This window comes from Brachybacterium hainanense (assembly GCF_042434575.1).
GTDB lineage: Bacteria > Actinomycetota > Actinomycetes > Actinomycetales > Dermabacteraceae > Brachybacterium > Brachybacterium hainanense.
The window spans coordinates 189,620-209,824 of the sequence record NZ_JBHLSV010000005.1; the positions used below are offsets into that span (position 1 = coordinate 189,620).

18 protein-coding genes are annotated in these 20,205 nt (G+C 73.0%); 10 read left to right on the top strand and 8 right to left on the bottom strand.

What is annotated here, in order from left to right; genetic code table 11:
* Window positions 1-15 precede the first annotated feature (15 nt).
* Window positions 16-684: a TetR/AcrR family transcriptional regulator gene (locus tag ACFFF6_RS05835; RefSeq protein ID WP_376979066.1), complete on the top strand. Its 669-nt coding sequence runs from the start codon at window positions 16-18 to the stop codon at window positions 682-684.
* A gap of 55 nt (window positions 685-739) precedes the next feature.
* Here the strand turns inward: ACFFF6_RS05835 and ACFFF6_RS05840 are convergent, their stop codons facing one another.
* Window positions 740-1,816 carry an acrylyl-CoA reductase family protein gene (locus ACFFF6_RS05840; RefSeq protein WP_376979068.1) on the bottom strand — a complete coding sequence of 359 codons (1,077 nt, stop codon included), beginning with the start codon at window positions 1,814-1,816 and terminating at the stop codon, window positions 740-742.
* 114 nt (window positions 1,817-1,930) lie between these two features.
* On the opposite strand from ACFFF6_RS05840, the gene orn reads away from it, so the two are divergent.
* Both orn and ACFFF6_RS05850 read left to right on the top strand, forming a co-directional pair.
* Window positions 1,931-3,832: an oligoribonuclease gene (gene orn, locus ACFFF6_RS05845; protein WP_376979070.1), complete on the top strand. Its 1,902-nt coding sequence runs from the start codon at window positions 1,931-1,933 to the stop codon at window positions 3,830-3,832.
* A 197-nt stretch (window positions 3,833-4,029) separates the two neighbouring features.
* Window positions 4,030-5,256: an MFS transporter gene (locus tag ACFFF6_RS05850; RefSeq protein ID WP_376979329.1), complete on the top strand. Its 1,227-nt coding sequence runs from the start codon at window positions 4,030-4,032 to the stop codon at window positions 5,254-5,256.
* Between the two features lie 73 nt (window positions 5,257-5,329).
* On the opposite strand, the gene ACFFF6_RS05855 is transcribed toward ACFFF6_RS05850, so the two are convergent.
* A complete protein-coding gene (locus ACFFF6_RS05855; RefSeq protein WP_376979072.1) occupies window positions 5,330-7,057 on the bottom strand; it encodes an MFS transporter in 1,728 nt (575 codons plus the stop codon).
* 130 nt (window positions 7,058-7,187) lie between these two features.
* On the opposite strand from ACFFF6_RS05855, the gene ACFFF6_RS05860 reads away from it, so the two are divergent.
* Window positions 7,188-7,592: an ArsR/SmtB family transcription factor gene (locus ACFFF6_RS05860; protein ID WP_376979074.1), complete on the top strand. Its 405-nt coding sequence runs from the start codon at window positions 7,188-7,190 to the stop codon at window positions 7,590-7,592.
* Between the two features lie 31 nt (window positions 7,593-7,623).
* A complete protein-coding gene (locus ACFFF6_RS05865; protein WP_376979076.1) occupies window positions 7,624-8,211 on the top strand; it encodes a GNAT family N-acetyltransferase in 588 nt (195 codons plus the stop codon).
* A 57-nt stretch (window positions 8,212-8,268) separates the two neighbouring features.
* On the opposite strand, the gene ACFFF6_RS05870 is transcribed toward ACFFF6_RS05865, so the two are convergent.
* Window positions 8,269-8,616 carry a thiamine-binding protein gene (locus ACFFF6_RS05870; RefSeq protein ID WP_376979078.1) on the bottom strand — a complete coding sequence of 116 codons (348 nt, stop codon included), beginning with the start codon at window positions 8,614-8,616 and terminating at the stop codon, window positions 8,269-8,271.
* A gap of 104 nt (window positions 8,617-8,720) precedes the next feature.
* Here ACFFF6_RS05870 and ACFFF6_RS05875 point away from each other — a divergent pair, with 104 nt between their 5' ends.
* The gene (locus ACFFF6_RS05875) at window positions 8,721-9,896 is read left to right on the top strand and encodes an anhydro-N-acetylmuramic acid kinase (protein WP_376979080.1); all 1,176 of its coding nucleotides are present in this window, start codon (window positions 8,721-8,723) and stop codon (window positions 9,894-9,896) included.
* Window positions 9,897-9,945: 49 nt separating this feature from the next.
* Here ACFFF6_RS05875 and ACFFF6_RS05880 read toward each other — a convergent pair whose 3' ends face one another.
* A complete protein-coding gene (locus ACFFF6_RS05880) occupies window positions 9,946-10,557 on the bottom strand; it encodes a CueP family metal-binding protein (RefSeq protein WP_376979082.1) in 612 nt (203 codons plus the stop codon).
* Between the two features lie 103 nt (window positions 10,558-10,660).
* Here ACFFF6_RS05880 and ACFFF6_RS05885 point away from each other — a divergent pair, with 103 nt between their 5' ends.
* Window positions 10,661-11,644: a diaminopimelate dehydrogenase gene (locus ACFFF6_RS05885; protein ID WP_376979084.1), complete on the top strand. Its 984-nt coding sequence runs from the start codon at window positions 10,661-10,663 to the stop codon at window positions 11,642-11,644.
* A gap of 39 nt (window positions 11,645-11,683) precedes the next feature.
* Here the strand turns inward: ACFFF6_RS05885 and ACFFF6_RS05890 are convergent, their stop codons facing one another.
* The 3 genes from ACFFF6_RS05890 to ACFFF6_RS05900 form a co-directional block, all read right to left on the bottom strand.
* On the bottom strand, window positions 11,684-13,144 hold the full coding sequence (locus ACFFF6_RS05890) for a chlorohydrolase family protein (RefSeq protein WP_376979086.1): 1,461 nt from the start codon (window positions 13,142-13,144) through the stop codon (window positions 11,684-11,686).
* Window positions 13,145-13,175: 31 nt separating this feature from the next.
* Window positions 13,176-14,312, bottom strand: coding sequence for a ring-opening amidohydrolase (locus ACFFF6_RS05895; protein ID WP_376979087.1), 1,137 nt, complete (start codon window positions 14,310-14,312; stop codon window positions 13,176-13,178).
* Between the two features lie 190 nt (window positions 14,313-14,502).
* On the bottom strand, window positions 14,503-15,045 hold the full coding sequence (locus ACFFF6_RS05900) for a MarR family winged helix-turn-helix transcriptional regulator (RefSeq protein ID WP_376979089.1): 543 nt from the start codon (window positions 15,043-15,045) through the stop codon (window positions 14,503-14,505).
* A gap of 81 nt (window positions 15,046-15,126) precedes the next feature.
* Here ACFFF6_RS05900 and ACFFF6_RS05905 point away from each other — a divergent pair, with 81 nt between their 5' ends.
* From ACFFF6_RS05905 to ACFFF6_RS05915, 3 genes are all read left to right on the top strand, one after another.
* Window positions 15,127-16,107, top strand: a complete 981-nt coding sequence (locus tag ACFFF6_RS05905) for a quinone oxidoreductase family protein (protein WP_376979091.1) — start codon at window positions 15,127-15,129, stop codon at window positions 16,105-16,107.
* A gap of 190 nt (window positions 16,108-16,297) precedes the next feature.
* Window positions 16,298-17,902: an ABC-F family ATP-binding cassette domain-containing protein gene (locus ACFFF6_RS05910; RefSeq protein ID WP_376979093.1), complete on the top strand. Its 1,605-nt coding sequence runs from the start codon at window positions 16,298-16,300 to the stop codon at window positions 17,900-17,902.
* Window positions 17,903-17,912: 10 nt separating this feature from the next.
* Window positions 17,913-19,214 carry an MFS transporter gene (locus tag ACFFF6_RS05915; protein ID WP_376979095.1) on the top strand — a complete coding sequence of 434 codons (1,302 nt, stop codon included), beginning with the start codon at window positions 17,913-17,915 and terminating at the stop codon, window positions 19,212-19,214.
* Here ACFFF6_RS05915 and ACFFF6_RS05920 read toward each other — a convergent pair.
* Complete coding sequence (locus ACFFF6_RS05920) at window positions 19,202-20,176, bottom strand: zinc-dependent alcohol dehydrogenase family protein (RefSeq protein WP_376979097.1); 975 nt, start codon at window positions 20,174-20,176, stop codon at window positions 19,202-19,204. The two genes, ACFFF6_RS05915 and ACFFF6_RS05920, sit on opposite strands and share 13 nt — an antisense overlap.
* Window positions 20,177-20,205 lie beyond the last annotated feature (29 nt).

Genomic DNA, 20,205 nt, shown 5'->3' on the forward strand with positions numbered 1-20,205 from the left:
ACAGGAGGAGAGGTGATGGCCCGGACACCGTCCTTCGACCGCGAGACCGTCGTGCGCGCCGCCCGGGGCGTGTTCTGGGACGTCGGCTACGACGCCGCCTCCATCCCCGCGCTCGAGCAGGCCACCGGACTGCGCCGGTCGAGCATCTACCACGCCTTCGGTTCCAAGCGGGGCCTGTTCGACGCCGCCGTGCAGAGCTACCTCGACGAGGTGATCCGCCCGCGTCTCGCCCCGCTCCGCGCCGACCCGGTCGCTCCCGACGCGGTCCTCGACTACCTCGACGGGCTGCACGAGGCGATCGCGGCCCCCGGCTCCGCCCCGTCCCGTCACGGCTGCCTGCTCATCAATGCCGCCGGAGCGCCCATCGGACACGACGAGACCGTGTCGGCGACCATCGCGAGCTACCGCGGCGAGCTGCGCTCCGCGATCGGCCGCGGCGTCCGGGCCCGCGCCGCCGCTCGGGACGATCGGCCCGGCACCACCATGTCCGATGACCGGAGGCACGAGGACCAGGCGCACCAGAGCCCGGTGCACCAGGACCCGGCGCACGAGGACGCGGACGATCTGCTCGCGGACGCCGTGACCGGCCTGGTCATCGCCGCCTTCGCGCTCGTGCGGGTCTCCCCTCCGGAGGCGGCGGCGAGCCTGCGCACGGCGCGCGGTCTCGTCCTCGCCGTCCGCTGAGGCTCCCCGCTCCCGTCCTCGGCGAGAACAGAAGGGTCCCGGGCGGACGGCACGCTCAGCCGCCGCTGACCCGCACCACCACGCGGCCGGTCCCACGGCCCTCGAGCAGCGCGGCCGCCTCGTCCTTCGCATTCGCCAGCGGCACGACCCGTGTGGAGGCGTCCAGCAGAGCCGGGTCCAGATCCCGTGCCAGGCGCTCCCAGGCACGGCGTCTCGCGGCGATGCCCACGCGCACCGAGTCGATGCCCAGCAGGCTCACGCCGCGCAGGATGAACGGCAGCACGCTCGCGGGGAGGTCGGTGCCGGCGGCGAGGCCGAAGGCGGCGACGGCCCCGCCCTCGCGCAGCGAGGACAGGATCGAGGCGAGGACCTGCCCGCCGGCGGCATCGACCGCACCTGCCCAGCGCTGCCGCTGCAGGGGGCGCCCCGGCTCCTCGAGCTCGGCGCGGTCCAGGATCGAGCTCGCCCCGAGACCGAGCAGGCGCTCCGCCTGCTGAGGGCGGCCGGTGGCGGCGACGACCTCGTGCCCCGCGGCCGCGAGCAGGGCGATCGCGATCCCACCGGAGCCGCCGCCCGCACCGGTTACGAGCACGGGACCCGCGCCGGGAACGAGGCCATGGTCCTCGAGGGCGTCGATCGCGAGGGCGGCCGTCAGCCCGGCGGTGCCGATCGCCGCAGCCTGCTGAGCCGTGAACACGGCGGGCACGGCGACCAGCCCGTCGCTCGCGACGTTCGCAAGCGCCGCGAGCCCGCCATGATGGTCCTCGCCCAGTCCCGCGCCGTCGAGGGTGACGAGGGTGCCGGGCGCGAGCGCGGGATCATCGGAGACCACGACCTCCCCGGTCAGATCGATGCCGGCGATCAACGGGGTCCGCCGGACCACGCCGGGACGGCCGTGCAGGGCGAGGGCGTCCTTGTAGTTCAGGCTCGAGAACTGCACCCGCACGACTGTTCCGCGATCCTCGAGGAAGGTCAGCGGCACCAGCTCGAGAGCGGCGGCGGTTCTGCGCCCCTCTCCGGCGCGCACGACCCAGGCGGGGAAGGCCGCCTGCTCGCCCGCGGGGGTCGGGTGCGCATCGGCGGCATCGGCGGCATCGGCGGCATCGGCGGCATCGGCGGCAGGATGGCTCATGGGGCTCCGTCCAGGGTGCGCGCCCGCGGGTTCGGACGCGGCACGCCCATCATGCCCCGCCGCCCCGCGCCGCGTCCCAGCGGCCCGGACCACGGGGACGATACGCTTCTGGCCGTGTCTATCTCTTCCGCCCGCGCCTCCGCCGACAAGATCATCTGGGTCGACTGCGAGATGACCGGCCTCGACCGGGACGCCGATGCCCTCGTCGAGATCGCCGTGCTCGTGACCGACGCCGACCTGAACATCCTCGGGGAGGGGGTGGATGTGGTGATCTCCCCGCCCGCCTCAGCCCTCGCGCAGATGGACGATTTCGTGCGGACGATGCACACGACCTCGGGCCTGCTCGAGGAGCTTCCCCACGGCGTCACGCTCGAGCAGGCGCAGGAGCAGTGCCTCGCCTACGTCCGCGAGCACTGCCCCGAGCCGGGGAAGGTGCCGCTGGCCGGCAACAGCGTCGGCACGGACCGCGTGTTCCTCGAGAAGGAGGTGCCGGAGTTCGCGAGCTGGCTCTCCTACCGCACCATCGACGTCTCGAGCCTCAAGGAGCTCTCGCGCCGCTGGTTCCCGCGGGTCTACTACAACACCCCCGCCAAGCACGGCGGGCATCGCGCGCTCGCGGACATCCGCGAGTCCATCCAGGAGCTCAAGTACTACCGAGAGGTGCTCTTCGTGTCCGAACCAGGCCCCACCACCGCCCAGGCCCAGGAGGCCTCCCAGCGTCACGAGCTGGGCCGGGAGCAGACCCCCGCCTCTGTCGCCCCGCCCGCGGCGGTGCCATGGCTGGACCGCCGCTCGCACCGCGAGTTCCTCGCCGAGGAGGCCGATGAGCTGCTCGTCTTCGGCTCCGAGTCGGTCCGCGAGGACGGCGGCTTCGGCTGGCTCGACGAGGACGGACAGGTCGACCTGTCCCGTCCCGCGGAGCTGTGGATCACCTGCCGCATGACCCACTCCTTCGCCCTGGGCCACCTGCTGGGCCGCCCTGACTTCGGCCGCTTCGCCGACCACGGGATCGCGTCCCTGCAGGGCGTCTTCCGCGATCGCGAGCACGGCGGCTGGTTCTCCGCCGTCGAGGGCGGGACCGTCGTCGACGACTCGAAGCAGGCCTACGCCCACGCCTTCGTGGTGCTCGCCGCCGCCTCCGCGACCGCGGCCGGCCGCCCCGGCGCGCGCGCCCTGCTCGAGGACGCCCTCGCCGTGCTCGATGAGAAGTTCTTCGACGAGGAGGCCGGGCTCAGCGTCGACACCGCGAGCCGCGACTTCTCGGAGGTCGACGAGTACCGGGGCATCAACGCCAACATGCACACCGTCGAGTGCCTGCTCGCCGCGGCCGACGTCACCGGCGACCGCCGCTGGCTGGACCGGGCCGTGGGCATGCTGACCCGTGCGATCGACGGATTCGCCCGGGACAACGACTGGGCGCTGCCCGAGCACTACGACCTGGACTGGAACCCGGTACTCGAGTACAACCGCGAGGAGCCGAACCATCCCTTCCGCCCCTACGGCGCGACCATCGGCCACTGGTTCGAATGGGCGCGCCTGGTCCTGCACGGTCGCGCGGGTCTGATCGCCGCCGGGGAGGAGGCTCCGGCCTGGATGCTCGAGGCCGCGACAGCGCTCATGGAGAAGGGCGCGGCGACCTTCGGCCTGGACGGGAAGCCCGGCTTCGTCTACACCGTCGACTGGGAGGGCCAGCCGGTGGCCCAGGCCCGCATGCACTGGGTCGCCGCGGAGGCCGTCGCCGCCGCCGCGGTCATGTACCAGGTCACGGGGGACCGGGTGTGGGCCGACCGCTACGAGCAGTGGTGGGAGTACATCTCCACCTACCTGATCGATGCCGAGGCGGGATCGTGGTTCCACGAGCTCGATGCGGACAACGAGGTCGCGGGCGAGACCTGGCCGGGCAAGCCCGACATCTACCACGCCCTGCAGGCGGTGCTCATCGCGCGTCTGCCCGCGACCCCGGTGCTCGCCGCGGCGCTGCGGGACGACCTGCTGGACGCCGATCTGCGCGCCTGAGCAGCTCGACGTCACCACGGGCCCCGGTGCGCCATCCCCGCGGATGACGCACCGGGGCCTTCGACATCAGCACGGCCAGGGCGTGAGCAGGGCGCGCCCTGCTCCCCGGCCCGGCATATCCTCGTCCCGTGCCCCGCTCCCCCGGCTCCGCCTTCCTCGACCTGCGTCCCTTCAGCGCGAGCCGCGCATTCACGAAGATGTGGATCGGCTCGACGCTGGCGGGCCTGGGCGGCCAGCTCACCGTCGTCACCGTCATGCTCCACGTCTTCGAGCTGACGGGCAGCACCTTCGCCGTGTCCATGGTCGCGGTCGCGGGCCTGGCGCCGATGATCATCGCGGGCCTGTACGGCGGGATGCTCGCCGATGCCTTCGACCGGCGCCGCCTGGCGCTCCTCGCGGCCATGATCACGTGGATCTCCACGGCGCTCCTCGCAGCGCTGACCTGGATGGGCCTGGAGACCGTCGGGTGGCTGTACCTCCTGAGCGTCGTCAACTCCGCCGCCAACTCGGTGGGGATGGCGACCCGCACCGCGATCGTGCCGCGGCTGATCCCCCGGGAGCTGCTGGCCGCCGCCTCCGCCCTGAACGGCATCACCATCGGCATCATGGTGATGGTGGGCCCCGCGCTCGCGGGCGTTCTCGTCGCCGCGACCGGCTACGGCCTCACCTACACCATCGACGTGGTGCTCATGCTCGCAATGTTCCTGGGTCTGTGGAGCCTGCCCTCGCTGAGGCCCGAGGGGACGGTGATCCGTCCCGGGCTCACGTCCCTGGTCGACGGCTGGCGATACCTGCGCCGTTCGGCGAACATCCGCACCCAGTACCTGATGGACATCATCGCGATGACGTTCGGGCAGCCGCTGACCCTCTTCCCGGCGCTCGGCACGGTGCTGCTGGGCGGCGGCGCGATCACGACCGGGGCGCTGACCGCCGCCGTCGCCGCCGGGACCTTCGGATCGAGCCTGTTCTCCGGACGAGCCGGCCGGTACCGCTGGCACGGCCGCGGCATCGAGCGGGCGATCCAGGTCTACGGCGCCGCGATCCTGGCCTTCGGAGCGATCCTGCTGGTGGGGACGTTCCTGCGCCCTGCGGACCAGGACAGCCCGAACCTGCTCCTGATCGCTGCCGCCTGCCTCGCGCTCGCCGTCTCCGGCGGGGCGGACAACATCAGCTCGATCTACCGCAACACGATGATGCAGGCCGCGGTGCCCGATGCGATGCGGGGCAGGCTCCAGGGGATCTTCATCGTCGTCGTCGCCGGTGGGCCGCGGCTCGGGGCGCTGTACGCCGGGGCACTCGCCTCGCTGACCGCCCTGTGGTTCCCGCCGCTGCTGGGCGGGATCCTGGTGATCGTCCTGGTGACCCTGCTGGCGAGGCGGGTCCCGCGGTTCCGGGACTACGATGCGGAGGCCCCGGTCGCCTGAGCACCGGCCGGACCGACCTGGAGTCCGCAGAGGACGAGAAGACCGCAGGGTCACGGGAGATGCACGGCCCGCATCAGCTCGTCACCCAGAGGGCATAGGTGCGCGACGCCGCGTCGAGCTGCGCATCGTCGAGGTCGCCGACGCCGTGCAGGAAGTGCCCGGGCCGGTACCGCATGCCGACTCGTGCGGCGGTGGTGGCGAACGGTGAGGTCAGCTCGGCCATCGAACGCCCGTAGCGCCCTCCCGGCGCGTAGTCCGCACCGCGGGACCAGGTCGACACCGCGATCGCGAGCTCCTTTCCCCGGAGGGACTCGCCCCCGGGGCCGTAGGCCCAGCCGCGTGCGAACGTGACCTCGAGCCACTCCGCCAGCAGCGCAGGCGCGCTGTACCAGTGCAGCGGGAACTGCAGGATGATCCGATCGTGCCGGGCGAGCTCCCGCTGCTCCAGGGCGGCATCGAAGCCGTCCGGGCCCCGTACCTCGGCCAGCGACCTCACCGTCACGTTTCCCTGGTCCAGCAGGGCGCGTCTCCACGCGGCGTTCACACGAGAGCGATCCAGCTCCGGATGCGCGATGAGGACGAGCGTCGCCCGCGAGCCCGATGGACGACCGTCGCCCTGCGCCTCCGTCGCATCCTGCACCATGCCCCTGTCCAGGCTGCGACGCACGCTCGGCAGAGCCACCAGGGCGACGACGCCGAGCAGGGATGCGACGGTGAGCGCTGCGGCCCGCATCCCGATGGCGTCGGCGAGGTACCCGGCCATCACGGGAACGATTCCGGCGGGAAGGTACACCGCCACCGTGAGCGCCGCCGTGGACTCGGCCCGACGCTCCGGCGCGATCCGGGTGGCGATGAGGGTCAGCCCCGCCAGCTGACCCAGGCCCTGTGCAGCACCGGCCATCAGCGCCGCGGCGGCGAACAGCTGCCAGCTCGGAAGCAGAGAGAGCGACAGCGCCAGGACCGCCATGGAGGCGAGCGCGGCGAGCGAGCTGAGCGCCAGCAGGGCACGGACGGATGCCGTCGCGGCGAGCAGCTGGACCCCCGTCGCCACGAGGAACATGGTGCAGGCGATGATGCCTGCGAGCAGGGCCGAGGCATGAGCCAGCGGGCCGGCGAGGACCGATGGGCCGAGCGCGAGCACGAAGGAGGTCGCAGTGATGCCCGGGCCGAAGGTCGCCGCGCCCCACCAGAGCTCGCGGCGCCGGTCCCGAGGGGTGCGGGGCCAGCGCAGCAGAGGGCCGTCGCTCCCGGCAGCGGCAGGCGCCGGCGCGGCCGACGGCAGACCGATGCTCACGGCGAGGGCGACGAAGGCCAGCCCGGTCACGATCGCGAAGACCGCCCGCTGCGGCGCGACCGAGCTCTGGGCGAAGACGCCGGAGAGCAGCGGGCCGAGCCCCGCGCCGAGCACCATCGACATCGACGCCACGAGTCCTGCGTGCCGCACGCGTCCCTCCGGGGCCGCGTCGATGACGGCCGCCATCCCCGCGGTCATCGCGCCTGCGACCGCGGCCCCTGCCAGCAGGCGGGCGGCGACCAGCCAGATCACCGAGCCGGCGCACAGGAACAGCACCCCGGAGACGAGCGCCGCCGCCATCGACGGGACGAGGACCGCTCGCCGCCCATACCTGTCGGCGAGCCGCCCCGCCGGCACGAGCGCGCCGATCAGGCCGATCATGTAGCTCGCGAAGACCACGGTGAGCATGCCGGAGGAGAACCCCCAGGCGCGCTGCCACCCGACGTACAGGGGCGTGGGCGCGTTGGACAGCACGAACGCCGCGACGATCGTGATCGCCGCGACCATCGATGTGCCGAGACCCTGGGAACGGCCCGCCGCCATCATCCACCTCCGATTCGATACGACCCGCACTGTACGAGTCGATTCGAACTTAGCAGATGTACGACTTTCCTCGTATTGGAGGTAGGGTCGTGCCATGCCGACGCTCGCCGCGACGTACCGCTCCCCCGCCCCCGCGGATCCGCTCCCGCAGCCTCTTCCGGAGCCGGCCGTCGAGGACATCCGCCTCGAGCAGGTCCTGGGGATGCTGTCCGAGCCGCTCCGGCTGGAGATCGTGCAGCGCCTGCTGCTGTGCTCGGAGAGCTATGACCAGACCTGCGGCTGGTTCGGCTTCGACCGTCCGAAGTCCTCGCTGACCCATCACTTCAGGGCTCTGCGCGAGGCCGGGATCATCACCCAGCGGCAGTACGGACTCGAGCGCCGCAGCCGCGTCCGGCTCGAGGATCTGGAGGCGCGGTTCCCCGGTCTCGTCGGACTGGTGCTCGACTGGAGACCTGCTGGAGGGGTCGACCGGCGCCCTGGCCGACCGGGTTCGGCCTGAGCGCCGTCCGTGCTACGAGAGGATGTCGGCCATGCAGCTGCGCCGAGCGACCGTGCCGGACCTCGACCCCGCCGCCCGCGTCCTCGCGGCCGCCTTCCACGACTACCCGTGGACCCGGCACGTGATCCCGCAGGACGAGTATCCCGAGCGGCTGCGCGAGCTCCAGCTCCTGTACCTGCGCCACGCGCATCGCCATGGAATTGTCGTCCTCGAGGCCTCCGGCGGCGTGGCCGCCCTGCTTCCCCCGGGGACCCCGGATCCCGACGAGGAGGTGCTCGCGCGCATCGTCGCCCTGCACGGGAACCGGATCGACCGCCTGCTCTCCGGGGCCGATGCGCCGGCGACCACCGCACCGTCCGCCTGGACGCTGGAGACCCTGGGGGTTCGCCCCGAGGCGCAGGGACGCGGCATCGGCTCCGCACTGCTGGACCACGCCCTGGAGGAGGCCGCTCGTGCGGGCGCGCGCGAGATCGCGCTGGAGACCTCGGACGCCCGCAACGTCCGCTTCTACGAGCGGCACGGGTTCACCGTCCTGGACGAGACGATCCCGCCGACCGCCCCGCCGGTCTGGAGGATGCTGCGCAGCGGATGCCCTGCGTATCCCGCCCCGGACTCGTGATGTCGGCGAGCCGGGGCGGTTCGGCCCGGCGCTGCGGCATCGGCTCCGCCGGGGCCCTCAGCCGTCCCGCTCGCCCAGGGCCTGCTCGAGCCGTGCCACCTTTCCCTCGAGCTCGCCCTCGTGGCCGGGGCGGATGTCCGCCTTGAGCACGAGGGAGACCCGGGACCCGTAGCGGCCCGCCTCCTGGGTCGCGCGCCGGACCACGTCCATGACCTCCTCCCAGTCCCCTTCGACCTCGGTGAACATCGAGCTGGTCCGGGTCGGCAGGCCGGAGTCGCGGACGACGCGCACGGCAGCGGCGACGGCATCGTGCACGCTCGCGGCATCTGCCCCGTCCGCGAGCCGGCGGACGATGGTCGGGTCGGAGGGCGCGCCCGTGGGCTGGACGGAGAAGGCGACGATCATGCCGACAGTGTCCGCCCCCACGAAGGCCCGCGCAATCCCGCCGAGCGGCGGCCGATGCTCCCGCGCATGCGATCCTGGGCGAGGACACGCACAGGAGGTGCAGGATGAGGATCCTCGGGCTCATCTCGGGTACGTCGCACGACGGCATCGACGGCGCAGTCGTCGACATCGACGCGGAGGGCGAGGGCCTCGCAGCCCGCACCGTCCACCGGGACACGACTCCCTACCCACCTGCGCTGCGGGCGCGTCTGGTCGCGGCGCTCCCTCCCGCGGCGACCACGCTCGCGGATCTCGCGCGGCTGGACACGGAGATCGGGCAGGCGTTCGCGGATGCCGCGGCCGCGCAGATCGCGGCCGCCGGTCCGGTCGACCTGATCGTCTCGCACGGCCAGACCGTGTTCCATTGGCTGGACGGGGCCCAGGTCCGCGGGACCCTGCAGATCGGGCAGGCGGCGTGGATCGCCGAGCGCACCGGGTCCCCGGTTCTGTCCGACGTGCGCATCCGGGACATCACCGCCGGCGGGCAGGGTGCGCCTCTCGCCTCGAGGCTCGACGCCCTGCTGCTCGCGGGCCGGGGGCGGGTCGGGGCGCTGAACATGGGCGGGATCTCCAACGTCACGCTGGTGGGGCCGGGACCCGCGGACCCGGTCCGGGCCTTCGACATCGGCCCTGCCGGGGCGCTGCTGGACGCGGTGGTCTCCGGCCGCGGCCTGCATCCGTCCGGCTACGACGAGGGCGGGGAGATCGCCGCGACCGGCACGGTCGATCGGGAGCTGCTGGATCAGCTTCTCGAGGAGCCGTTCTACCGGCAGCCGGCCCCCAAGAGCACCGGCAAGGAGCTCTTCCACGCCGAGTACGTGGCGGCGGCGCTCTCCCGGCGGGGACGGGAGGTCGAGGATGCCGACCTGGTGGCGACGCTGACGGAGCTGACCGTGCGCACCATCGTCGACGCGCTCGCGCCCGAGGAGCTCGCGGAGCTGTTCGTCTCCGGAGGAGGCGCCCGCAACGCCGTGATCATGGCCGGCATCGCCCGCGGCCTCCCGGGCACGCAGGTGCGGCTCAGCGATGCGCTGGGGATCGGCGCCGATGAGAAGGAGGCCGTGCTCATGGCGCTGCTGGGATACCTCACCTGGCACGGGATCCCCGGCTCGGTCCCCTCCGCGACCGGCGCCCGCGGGGGCCGCCTGCTGGGCACGCTCTGCCCGGGCTCCGGTCCGCTGCGCCTGCCGGATCCGGCGCCCGCTCCCACGAGGATGCGCATGCGCGGCGGCGTCGGCTGACCGATGCCGCTTGGGAGGCCACTCGCGAAGAACGACCCGCCGGGGAGGATCAGCGCAGCTGCAGCCCCGTCAGGCAGGTCGGATCCTCGGGAGAGCGGGTGGACAGCTCGGTGCGCGCACCGCCGCCCGCGTGGACGAGGCTCAGCGTCGCCTCGATGCCGCGCGGCAGCCACAGGCCCAGGAAGCCGTTCGCGAAGGTGGTCCGCTCCTCGTCGATCAGGCTCGCCCCGTCAGCTCCCCGCACGCTCACCTGCATCGGCTCGTCGGGCAGCTCCCCGAGGCAGGTGGTGAGGCTGTGGAAGAAGCAGTCGTGGGTGCCCTCCCGGTACGGGGCGACGGAGATGTAGACCCGGTCCTCCGGCAGCGGCAGGCTCGCCTCACGGCCCTGCGCATCGGACAGCAGCAGCACGTCCGTGCGGACGGAGGCGAGCAGCTCGGCCGGACGCTCCGCCGGGGCCTGGGCATCGAGCCGGTCGATGATCGCGGCCGCGTCCATGCCCTCCAGCCCGGCCTCGCGCAGCAGGTCCTCGGCGGGCGATCCCTCGGCTCCGGCATCGGCCGCAGGACCCGGGTCCGTGCAGCCCACCAGGGCGAGGGCGAGACCGAGGAACGGCAGGCTGCGCCGCCCCAGCACCGGAGCGGACGTCATGGAGGATGGCATGGCCCGACCCTAGATCACCCTGCTGACAGCGCCCTCTGCGGGATACGATCGACGTTCGGCCTCGCGGGCGCGAGGCGGCATCCAGGCACGGAGGGCACACGACATGGCACGGATCCGGGTGGGCATCGTCGGGTACGGGAACCTGGGACGCGGCGTCGAGACGGCGCTCGCGCTGCAGGAGGACATGGAGCTGGTGGGCGTGTTCACCCGACGCGATCCGGCTGCCGTGCAGACCCTGCGGCCGGGCACCGCGGTGCGCGCGATCACGGATCTCGAGACCATGCCGGGCGAGATCGACGTGCTGGTCCTGTGCGGCGGGTCGAAGTCCGATCTCGCCGAGCAGACCCCGCAGCTCGCCGGACGCTTCACGGTCGTCGACAGCTTCGACACCCACGTCCGCGTCCCCGAGCACTTCGCCCGGGTGGACGCCGCCGCGCGCGCCGCGGGGACCACGGCGATCATCTCGACCGGGTGGGACCCCGGGCTGTTCTCGATCAACCGACTGTTCGGGGAGGCGATCCTCGCCTCCGGCTCGACGTACACCTTCTGGGGCCGCGGTCTGTCCCAGGGGCATTCCGATGCGCTGCGCCGGATCGACGGAGTCGCCGCCGCCGTGCAGTACACGGTCCCGTCGGAGGAGGCCGTCGACCGGGTGCGCGCCGGGGAGCGCCCGCAGCTGAGCACCCGGGAGAAGCACACGCGCGAGTGCTTCGTGGTCCTCGAGGAGGGGGCCGACGCCGACGCCGTGCGCGAGGCGATCGTGACGATGCCCCACTATTTCGAGCCCTACGACACGACGGTCACGTTCCTCGACGCCGAGGAGCTCGCCCGCGACCATCGGGGCATGCCGCACGGCGGCTTCGTGATCCGCTCGGGCGAGTCCTCTCCCGGCACCCGGCAGACCATCGAGTACCGCCTGCAGGAGGACTCGAACCCGGAGTTCACCGCGAGCGTGCTGGTCGCCTACGCCCGAGCGGCGGTCCGGCTGGACGCCGCCGGGGACCACGGCGCCAAGACCCCCTTCGACGTGGCCCCCGGCCTGCTGTCGCCGAAGACGCCCGAGCAGCTGCGCGCCGAGCTGCTGTGAGCACGCCGCCGCCCCGGTGGAGCCGGGCGGCGGCCCCGGTCAGCCGATCGGGAAGCTGGGCGGCTGGAGCTGGGCGACGGTGCGCCGGGCGTGGTCCGAGCGGGTGTGGGAGGCGACATACTTCTCCAGGAAGCGCTGCGCCGGCTCGAGCAGCCCGTCCTCGTCGATCGTCAGGAGCCGGCGGTCCTCGACGACGGTGCGTCCGGCGACGACGACCCGCGTGATGTCGCGCCCATCGCTGTTCATGACCAGGGTGCGGATCGGATCCAGGTGCGGGCCGATGTGCCCGGCCGTGAGATCCACGACGATGTAGTCCGCCTGCGCGCCCGGGGACAGACGCCCCAGATCCTCACGCCCCAGCGCCTCGGCCGGGTCCAGAGTGGCCGAGCGGAACAGGTCCGCGGGGGCCGCCGCGGTGCGGTCGCCCGTCGCCGTCTTCATCATGATCATGGCCATGTCCATCGCCTTGATCATGTTCGGCGGGGCGGAGTCCGTGCCCAGCACGATCCGTACGCCCTGGGCGCGATAGCTGTCGTAGGTGTGCAGGGTGTGGGCGTAGTGGCCTGCGGGGATCGGGCACCACAGCACGCTCGCGCCGGAAGCCGCCATGAGGGCGATGTCCTCGCCCGTGCCGTATTTCTCCGGCATCAGAGGATGGCCCGGGACGGTCCAGGCATGCGGGATGAAGGTCTTCTCCGCGAGGAAGCCCAGGGAGTCGAGGTAGGGCAGGGACCGCATGCCGGTGCGGCGGAAGATCTGCTCCATCTCGTACAGGCCCTGGGTGGCGTGCAGGCGTACCGGGACGCCCAGCTCATCGGCGTGGCGGCGGGTCAGGCGCAGCGTCTGCTCCGTCTGGGTCTCGATGCGCGCCGGCAGCAGCGCGCCGCGGATCATGCCTCCCTGCGCGCCGTCGAAGTCCTCGATGAAGCGGACCGCCTGCGCGAGGCCGTCCAGGCCCTTGGCCTCGTCCACGTGGTGGTGCGAGGCCCTCCCATCGGTGTACGGGACGGCGGTGCGGTAGCTGGGGCCCAGGTAGGCGCGGATCCCCGCCTCGGCGACGACGCCGGCCGTGTCCGCCATGTCCTGGTAGTCCTCGCACCAGACCTTGTAGGTCTCCGCGGCGATCGGCATCATCGTCGTGATCCCGTTGCGCAGCAGCTGCGAGATCGCGAAGCGGCGCCGGAACGTCTCCTCCTCCCGTGTGAAGACGGGACCGTGGTCACGCAGGTACGCCTCGGACCAGGAGAGCCCGCGCACCAGGTCGAGGTCCTGCCAGGAGTCGAACAGCGCGTGGTCGATGTCGGCGAGCGCGTTGAGGTCCACGAAACCGGGCGCGAGGATCGCGCTGCCCGCGTCGACCTCGACGTCGACGTGCCCGGCGTAGTCGCGGCCCACGAAGAGGATCCGGTCGTCCTCGTGGACGAGCTCGGCGTCGGGGAGGATCTGGTGGTCGCCGTCGGCGTATCCGATGACGTAGGCCGCGCGGATGCGGGTGATCACGGGTGAGGGTGCCTTTCGGGTGGGCGGGCGGTCAGGAGACGTCGACGATCGCGGCGATGGTGCCGCCGCCGGGAGGGCCCTGGTGCACGGCGGAGGCCGAGATCCACAGCAGCGTGTCCTGCAGATACCCGGCGTACATGCCGGCGAGCGCGGCCTTCAGCTCGTTGACGTGGGCGGGGTTCTCGGTGACCTGGCGGCGACCGCGGAGGCGGCCGTCGGTGCTGAGGCCGTACTTCACGTAGACGGCCAGGACTCTCTCACGCTGCGCGGGTGTCAGCGGCGCGCCGCCCACGTCCAGGCCGGCGCGGACCAGGGCGCGACGTAAGGCGTCGACATCGAGATGATCGCGGATCTCCGCATGGCCCACGCGCAGCTTCCCGCCTGCCCCGGGGATGTTGCCGAAGGCGAGGACCCGGGTCCTCGGCCCCTCCTGGACGTGCAGCGGCCAGGGGTTCGCGGAGGCGGCGACCTTCGAGGAGAACAGGTCCCGGCGCACTCCGACATCCTCGCCGCGGGGCATGGGCAGACCGTCCAGGGCGACGGCGACGCCCAGTCCCGCGCTGCCGCTGCCCAGCTCGAACATCCGTCCCGGGGAGAGCTCCGGGATCTCGTGGCCGGCGTCTCGGGCCGCCGCGAGGTCGTCCTCCGTCGGGTAGAAGGCCTTCGCCACGACGTACTCGACCTCGGCGGGATCCATGCCGCCGTCCGCAGCGGCGGCGCGCACGGCCTCCGCAGTGGCCTCGATCTGGCGGGATGTCCCGATCCATGCGGGCTGCAGCACCGGCGAGCGGGCCAGGCCCAGGGCGAGCCGGGTCTCGCCGGGAGCCGCAGGCGCGGCGGGGCGGCGGGTCCACAGGACCGCGTGCGGGCTGAGCATCCCGATGCCGGAGGCGGTGAACGCCATCGGGATCCGGGCGATCTGCGCGAGTGTGCGACCGCCCTCCACGGCGAGGGCGTCCCGGACGGCCTGCTCGGTGCTCGGCCCTCGGCCCTGCCCGGGGAAGTCCCCCTCGATCTTGCCGGTGACGGCGACGACGTCGTCGGGGCGCAGCCGACCCTCGGCGATGAGGGTGCGCAGCCCCGACATGTCCCCGGGCCGCTCCGGCGTGATCCGGTGCGCTTCGACGGCGATCGCGGCCCGTGTCGGCTCGTGACTGTCCTCGATCATCGTGCTCCTCCCGTGGTCGGGGTCGCGCTGCGCGCCCTCGCGCACCGGCCCGGCAGCAGCACGGGCACCCACGGGAGGAACTATATGGGATACCAAATCTGGGCGCCAGGCACCGGGGCGGGAGCGGCACGTCCGGACCGCCCCGAGGACCGCGGCCGCGGCGTCGAGATGCCGACGGCTCCGCCCGGGCTCAGCGCGGGGCGGACGGAGGATCCAGGAGATCGGGCCGGAAGCGCAGACCGTGCCGGGGCATGCGCAGCAGGTCCTCGAGCATGCGCCGCAGCACCTCGATCTCCTCCTCGGCGTACCGGGCGAGGAACTCCTCGAGCACATGGCCCATCTCCTCGTGCAGGCTCCGGTGCGCGGCACGGATCTCCTCCCCCACCTCGGTCAGGTACAGCCGAACCTCCTTGCGGCTGCCCGGCCGCATCCCCCGCGCCACCACGCCGGCGGCGACCATCCGCTGCAGGCGCTTGGACACGGTGCCCTTGGGCATCCCGGTCGCCTCGGCGAGGCGGACGACGTTCGGCGCAGAGCCGCCCTCCGCGGCGACCGCGATCGCCTCGAGCAGGTGGAGCATCTCCACGCTCATGCTCGCCAGCGCCTCCTGTGCCGGGACGGAGCACGCGTCTCGCAGATGCGCCTGCTCCTGATCGTCATGCGCCGCCAGATGCGCCGCTGTCCGCCCCAGCAGCTCGATGACGGCCGCGATGCGGCCCGATCTCGTCTCCACAGCCGCCATTGTGCCCCTCGGGCCTTGCAGCCGCCGTGCACCACCTCTATGGTTTCGATGGAAACCATCGAGGAGGCATCCATGCGCGCCCTGATCGTCGACCAGCTCGGCACCCCGCCCGTCTGCCGCCGGATGCCGGATCCGCAGCCCGCGCCCGGACGGGTGCTCGCGCAGGTCCGCGCCGCCGCGGTCAAGAACGTCGACAGGATGCTCGCAGCCGGCACCCACTACGCCTCCTCCCGCCTGGACCTTCCCGCCCGTCTCGGCACCGACGCGGTGGTCGAGCTGCCGGACGGCACCCGCGCCTTCACCGGGGTGCAGCCGCCCGAGGGTGCGTTCGCCGAGCAGATCACCGTCGATCCCGCCCAGCTGCTCCCCCTGCCCGCCACGGTCGAGGACGCCGCGGCCGCGGCGCTGCCCAACGCAGGCGTGTCCGCCTGGCTCGCGCTCGAGCACTCCGCCCGGGTCCGCCCCGGCGCGACCGTGCTCGTCCTCGGCGCGACCGGGGTCACCGGCTCCCTCGCCGTGCAGCTCGCACGCCGTCGCTTCCGGGCAGGCCGGGTCATCGCGGCCGGACGCAGCCGCGAGCGCCTGCACCGCCTGGCCGGACAGGGAGCGGACGCGACGGTCCGGATCGGCGAGGACCCCGCCCAGCTGCGGACGGACGTCGCAGCCCTCCACGCCGAGCGCCCGATCGACGTGGTCCTCGACCTCCTGTGGGGGCCTCCCGCCGAACAGGTGCTGCAGGCGCTCGGCGGGGACGATCTGGGAGCCCCGGCCCATCGGACGCGGTACGTGCAGATCGGCGAGAGCGCGGGACCGCAGCTGCGGCTGCCCGCCGCGGTGCTGCGCAGCACCGGGCTCGAGCTGGTGGGCCAGGGCGGCGGAAGCGTCCCCGCCGCGACCCTCGCGCGGGTGCCGACCGAGATCCTGCCGGCTCTGTTCGACCTCCTGGCGCGCGGAGATCTGCAGATCGACACGATCAGCCGACCGCTCGCACAGGGGGCCGTGGCCTGGACGGCTCCCACCCCCTCCGGCACGCGGATGGTGCTGGTGCCCTGAGACGCACGGGAAAACAACTGGCGGGACCCGCAGGCGCCCGGTAGCGTCGGAGCGAACCCGCCATCCGAGCCGGAGGACGCACCATCATGCTCATCGACGACCGCTCGTCCGCGCCCACCGCGCGCTGACCGGTCGACCGCCCTCCCGGGCTCCCGCTGTCAGCGCTCTCTCCGACAGCTCAGGAGCCCCCATGGCCCACCTCACCCAGAGCGCCGTCACCCTGACCGGCCTGTCCTTCAGCTGGCCCGACGGCAGCCCTGCCCTCACCGATCTCTCCGCGACGATCGGCACCGGTCGCACCGGCCTGATCGGCGCCAACGGCACCGGAAAGACCACTCTGCTGCGGCTGATCCGCGGCGACCTCCGACCGACCTCCGGCTCGGTGAGCGTGACCGGCTCCGTCGGGCATCTGCCCCAGCAGCTCACCCTGCGCACCGGGGCGAGCGTCGCCGAGCTGCTGGGCGTCCACGAGCGCCTCGCCGCCCTGCGCGCGATCGAGGCAGGGGATGCCGACCCCGCCCGCTACACCGAGCTCGCCGAGGACTGGGACGTGGAGGCGCGCGGTCTCGCGGCCCTGGATCGGATCGGCCTGCCCGGCATCGGCCTGGACCGGCCCGTCGGCGCGCTCTCCGGCGGCGAGACGGTGCTGGCGGCGCTCGCCGGCCTGCAGCTGGCCCGGAACGACGTGGTGCTCCTGGACGAACCGACGAACAACCTCGACCGCCGCGCCCGCTGCCTCCTGCACGAGGCGGTCGCGGCATGGCGGGGCACCCTCCTCGTCGTCAGCCACGACGTGGCCCTCCTGAAGGCGATGGATGCCACCGCGGAGCTGCACGCCGGGGAGCTGACCGTGTTCGGCGGCCCCTTCGACGCCTACCAGGATCACCTCGCCACCGAGCAGGCCGCCGCGGAGCAGGCGCTGCGCGCGGCCCAGCAGCAGCTGCGCACCGAGCAGCGCCAGCGCATCGAGGCCCAGACGAAGCTCGCCCGGCGCCAGCGCTACGCCCGCACCGACTTCGAGAACAAGCGCAAGCCGAAGATCATCATGAACAACCGCAAGCAGGAGGCGCAGGTCTCCGCGGGCAAGCTCCGCGGGAGGCACGACGCCTCCGTGGACGCGGCGAAGGAGGCCGTCACCGCCTCCGAGGCGAGAATCCGCCGCACCGCCACGATCAGCATCGACCTCCCGGACCCGGCGGTCCCGGCCGGACGGCGCCTGGCGGCGCTGCATGATGCCCGGGGCACCGAGATGGTGGTCCAGGGCCCCGTGCGGATCGCGCTGACCGGGCCCAACGGCATCGGCAAGACCCGGCTCGTGCAGAGCCTGCTGCAGGCGCAGTCACCGGTCGATCTGCGCGCCTGGGCGCGGCCGTTCACCGAGCGGATCGGGATCCTTCCCCAGCGTCTGGACCATCTCGCCGAGGACGCGACGGTCCTGCAGACGGTGCGAGAGGCCGCCCCCTCGCTGCCCGATGGCGAGCTGCGCTCCCGGCTCGCCCGCTTCCTGTTCCGCGGGCAGAGCATCGAGCGACGGATCGGCGATCTGTCCGGCGGGGAGCGGTTCCGCGTCGCGATCGCGCGCCTGCTGCTGGCGGACCCGCCGCATCAGCTGATCGTGCTCGACGAGCCGACCAACAGCCTCGACCTCGACAGCGTCGACGAGCTCGTCGACGCCCTGTCCGGCTACCGCGGAGGCATGATCGTCATCAGCCATGACGACGCCTTCCTGGACCGGCTGGAGATCACCGACCGGATCGCCCTCGACGACGGCGGGCTGCGCCATGGGACCGCCTAGGATCGACCGGGTGACCGGACTGGGAGAGCTCATCGCACCGCGCCGGCTGGGACGGGACTTCCGGTGGCTCATGACCGCGGCCTGGACCAGCAACATCGGCGACGGCATCGCGCTGGCGGCCTCGCCGCTGCTGATCGCCTCGATGACCTCCTCCCCCGTCCTCGTCGCCTCCGGTGCGATGCTGCAGTTCCTGCCCTGGCTGCTGTTCGGACTGCACGCGGGGGCGATCGCGGACCGGGTCGAGCGACGGATGCTGGTGATGCTCGCGCACGGGATCCGGGCGATCATCGTGCTCGCGCTCGTGGTCTTCCTGGTGACGGGGACCGCGAACATCGGCATCGTGCTGGCGGTCTCGTTCCTGTACGGCACGGCGGAGGTCTTCGCGGACACCACCAGCGGCACGCTGCTGCCGATGATGGTGGAGCCGGCGGACCTCGGGATCGGCAACACCCGCCTGCAGGCCGGCTTCCTCGTCGCCAATCAGCTCGCCGGACCGCCGCTGGGCGCGTTCCTGTTCGCGACCGGGACCTTCTGGCCGTTCCTCGCCCAGGTCCTCGCCGTGAGCCTCGCGCTGGTGCTCATCTCCCGCATCGCCCGGCAGCCCGTGCCGCCGCGCGAGGGCGCGGCGCAGCCGGTGCGACGCGACATCGCCGAGGGGCTGCGCTGGGTCTGGAGCAACCCGCCGGTGCGCACGCTGATCGCCATCATCCTGCTGTTCAACGTCACCTGGGCCGCCCCCTGGGGAGTCCTCGTGCTGTACGCGACCGAGCACCTGGGCATGGGCGCGGTCGGCTACGGCGCGCTCACCACGGCCTCCGCGATCGGCGGGCTGGGGGCCACGCTGTTCTTCGGGCGGCTCGAGCGGGCCTTCTCCTTCGCGACGCTGATGAAGGTGTGCCTGAGCCTCGAGGTGCTCATGCACCTGGCCTTCGCGCTCGCCACGAGCGGCACGGTCGCGCTCGTGATCATGGTCGGCTTCGGCGCCTACGCCTTCGTGTGGGGCACGATCTCCACGACAGTCCGTCAGCGCCTGGTCCCGCACGGGCTGCAGGGCCGGGTCGGCTCGGTCAACATGGTGGGCGTCTTCGGCGGGCTCGTGATCGGCCAGGGCCTGGGCGGCATGATCGCGCAGACCTGGGGGCTCACCGCGCCGTGGTGGTTCGCCTTCGCCGGCTCCGCGCTCACCCTCGGGATCCTGTGGCGGCACATCGCCTCGATCGCGGCGGCGAGGCCGGCGATCGGTGAGGAGGCGGCGGCGGGCGGCGGGGACGACGAGGGAACCCCGGAGGTCGCGCCCGGTCAGCGCGGGTAGCGGATCAGGATCTTGCCGCGAGCCGGCAAGGGCTCTGCGAGCGCCTGCGGCAGCTGCGCGAGCGGGACCTCCCGTCCGATGCGGGTGCGCAGGCGCCCCTCGCGCAGGTGCGCGAACACGGGGACGAACAGCCCCGGCAGCTCCGCCCGCGGGAGGGCATGGACCTGATCGCGCAGCCGGACCAGCTGCGTGCGCCGGCCTCCCCGGCCCGAGAAGCACTCCGCGGGCAGCGGCCGCCCGGACAGGAGCCCGTAGTGGAGCAGCATTCCACCGGGGCGCAGTTCCTCCCAGAGCCGGCCGCCGAGCCGTCCGCCCACGCAGTCCAGGACGGCCGCGAGCCCTCCCGGGGCGGCCTCGCGCAGCCGGCGCTCCCAGCCGGGGGCGCTCGTGTCGATCACGGTGCTCCACAGGCCCGGGGCGGCGACCAGCGATCCGGGGCTGCCGCGGACCAGGCCGATGGGCCGGATCCCTGCGAGGGCGAGCAGCTCCGCGAGATGACCGGCGATCGCGGAGGTCGCCGCGGTGATCGCCACGGCGGAGCCCGGTGCGGTGCCGGAGCGCTCGACGAGGAGCAGGGCCGTCAGGGGGTTGATGTAGGCGAAGCAGGCCAGCGTATCGGCGATGTCCTCCGGGACGGGGATGCACCAGGAATGCTCGGTGCGCATGAGCTCCTGCCAGGTCCCGGCGGAGCCGATCGGCAGCACCCGCATCCCGAGCGCGGACCGCGGGACCCCCGGGCCGATGCGCTCGATCACCCCGACGCCCTCGAAGCCGGGGACGAAGGGGAAGACGGTGCGGGAGCCGTAGGTGCCGGACACCGTCACGGCGTCGGAATGGTTGACGGTGCTCACGTTCATCCGCACCACGACCTCGCCGTCGGCGAGCGCGTCCGGTTCAGGCACGTGCTGCAGCGCGAGCACCTCTGCGAAGGTGCCGGGGCGCTGGGCGACCACGGCCTGCATCGGCGCCCCTCCCTGGTGCTCGGCTGCTG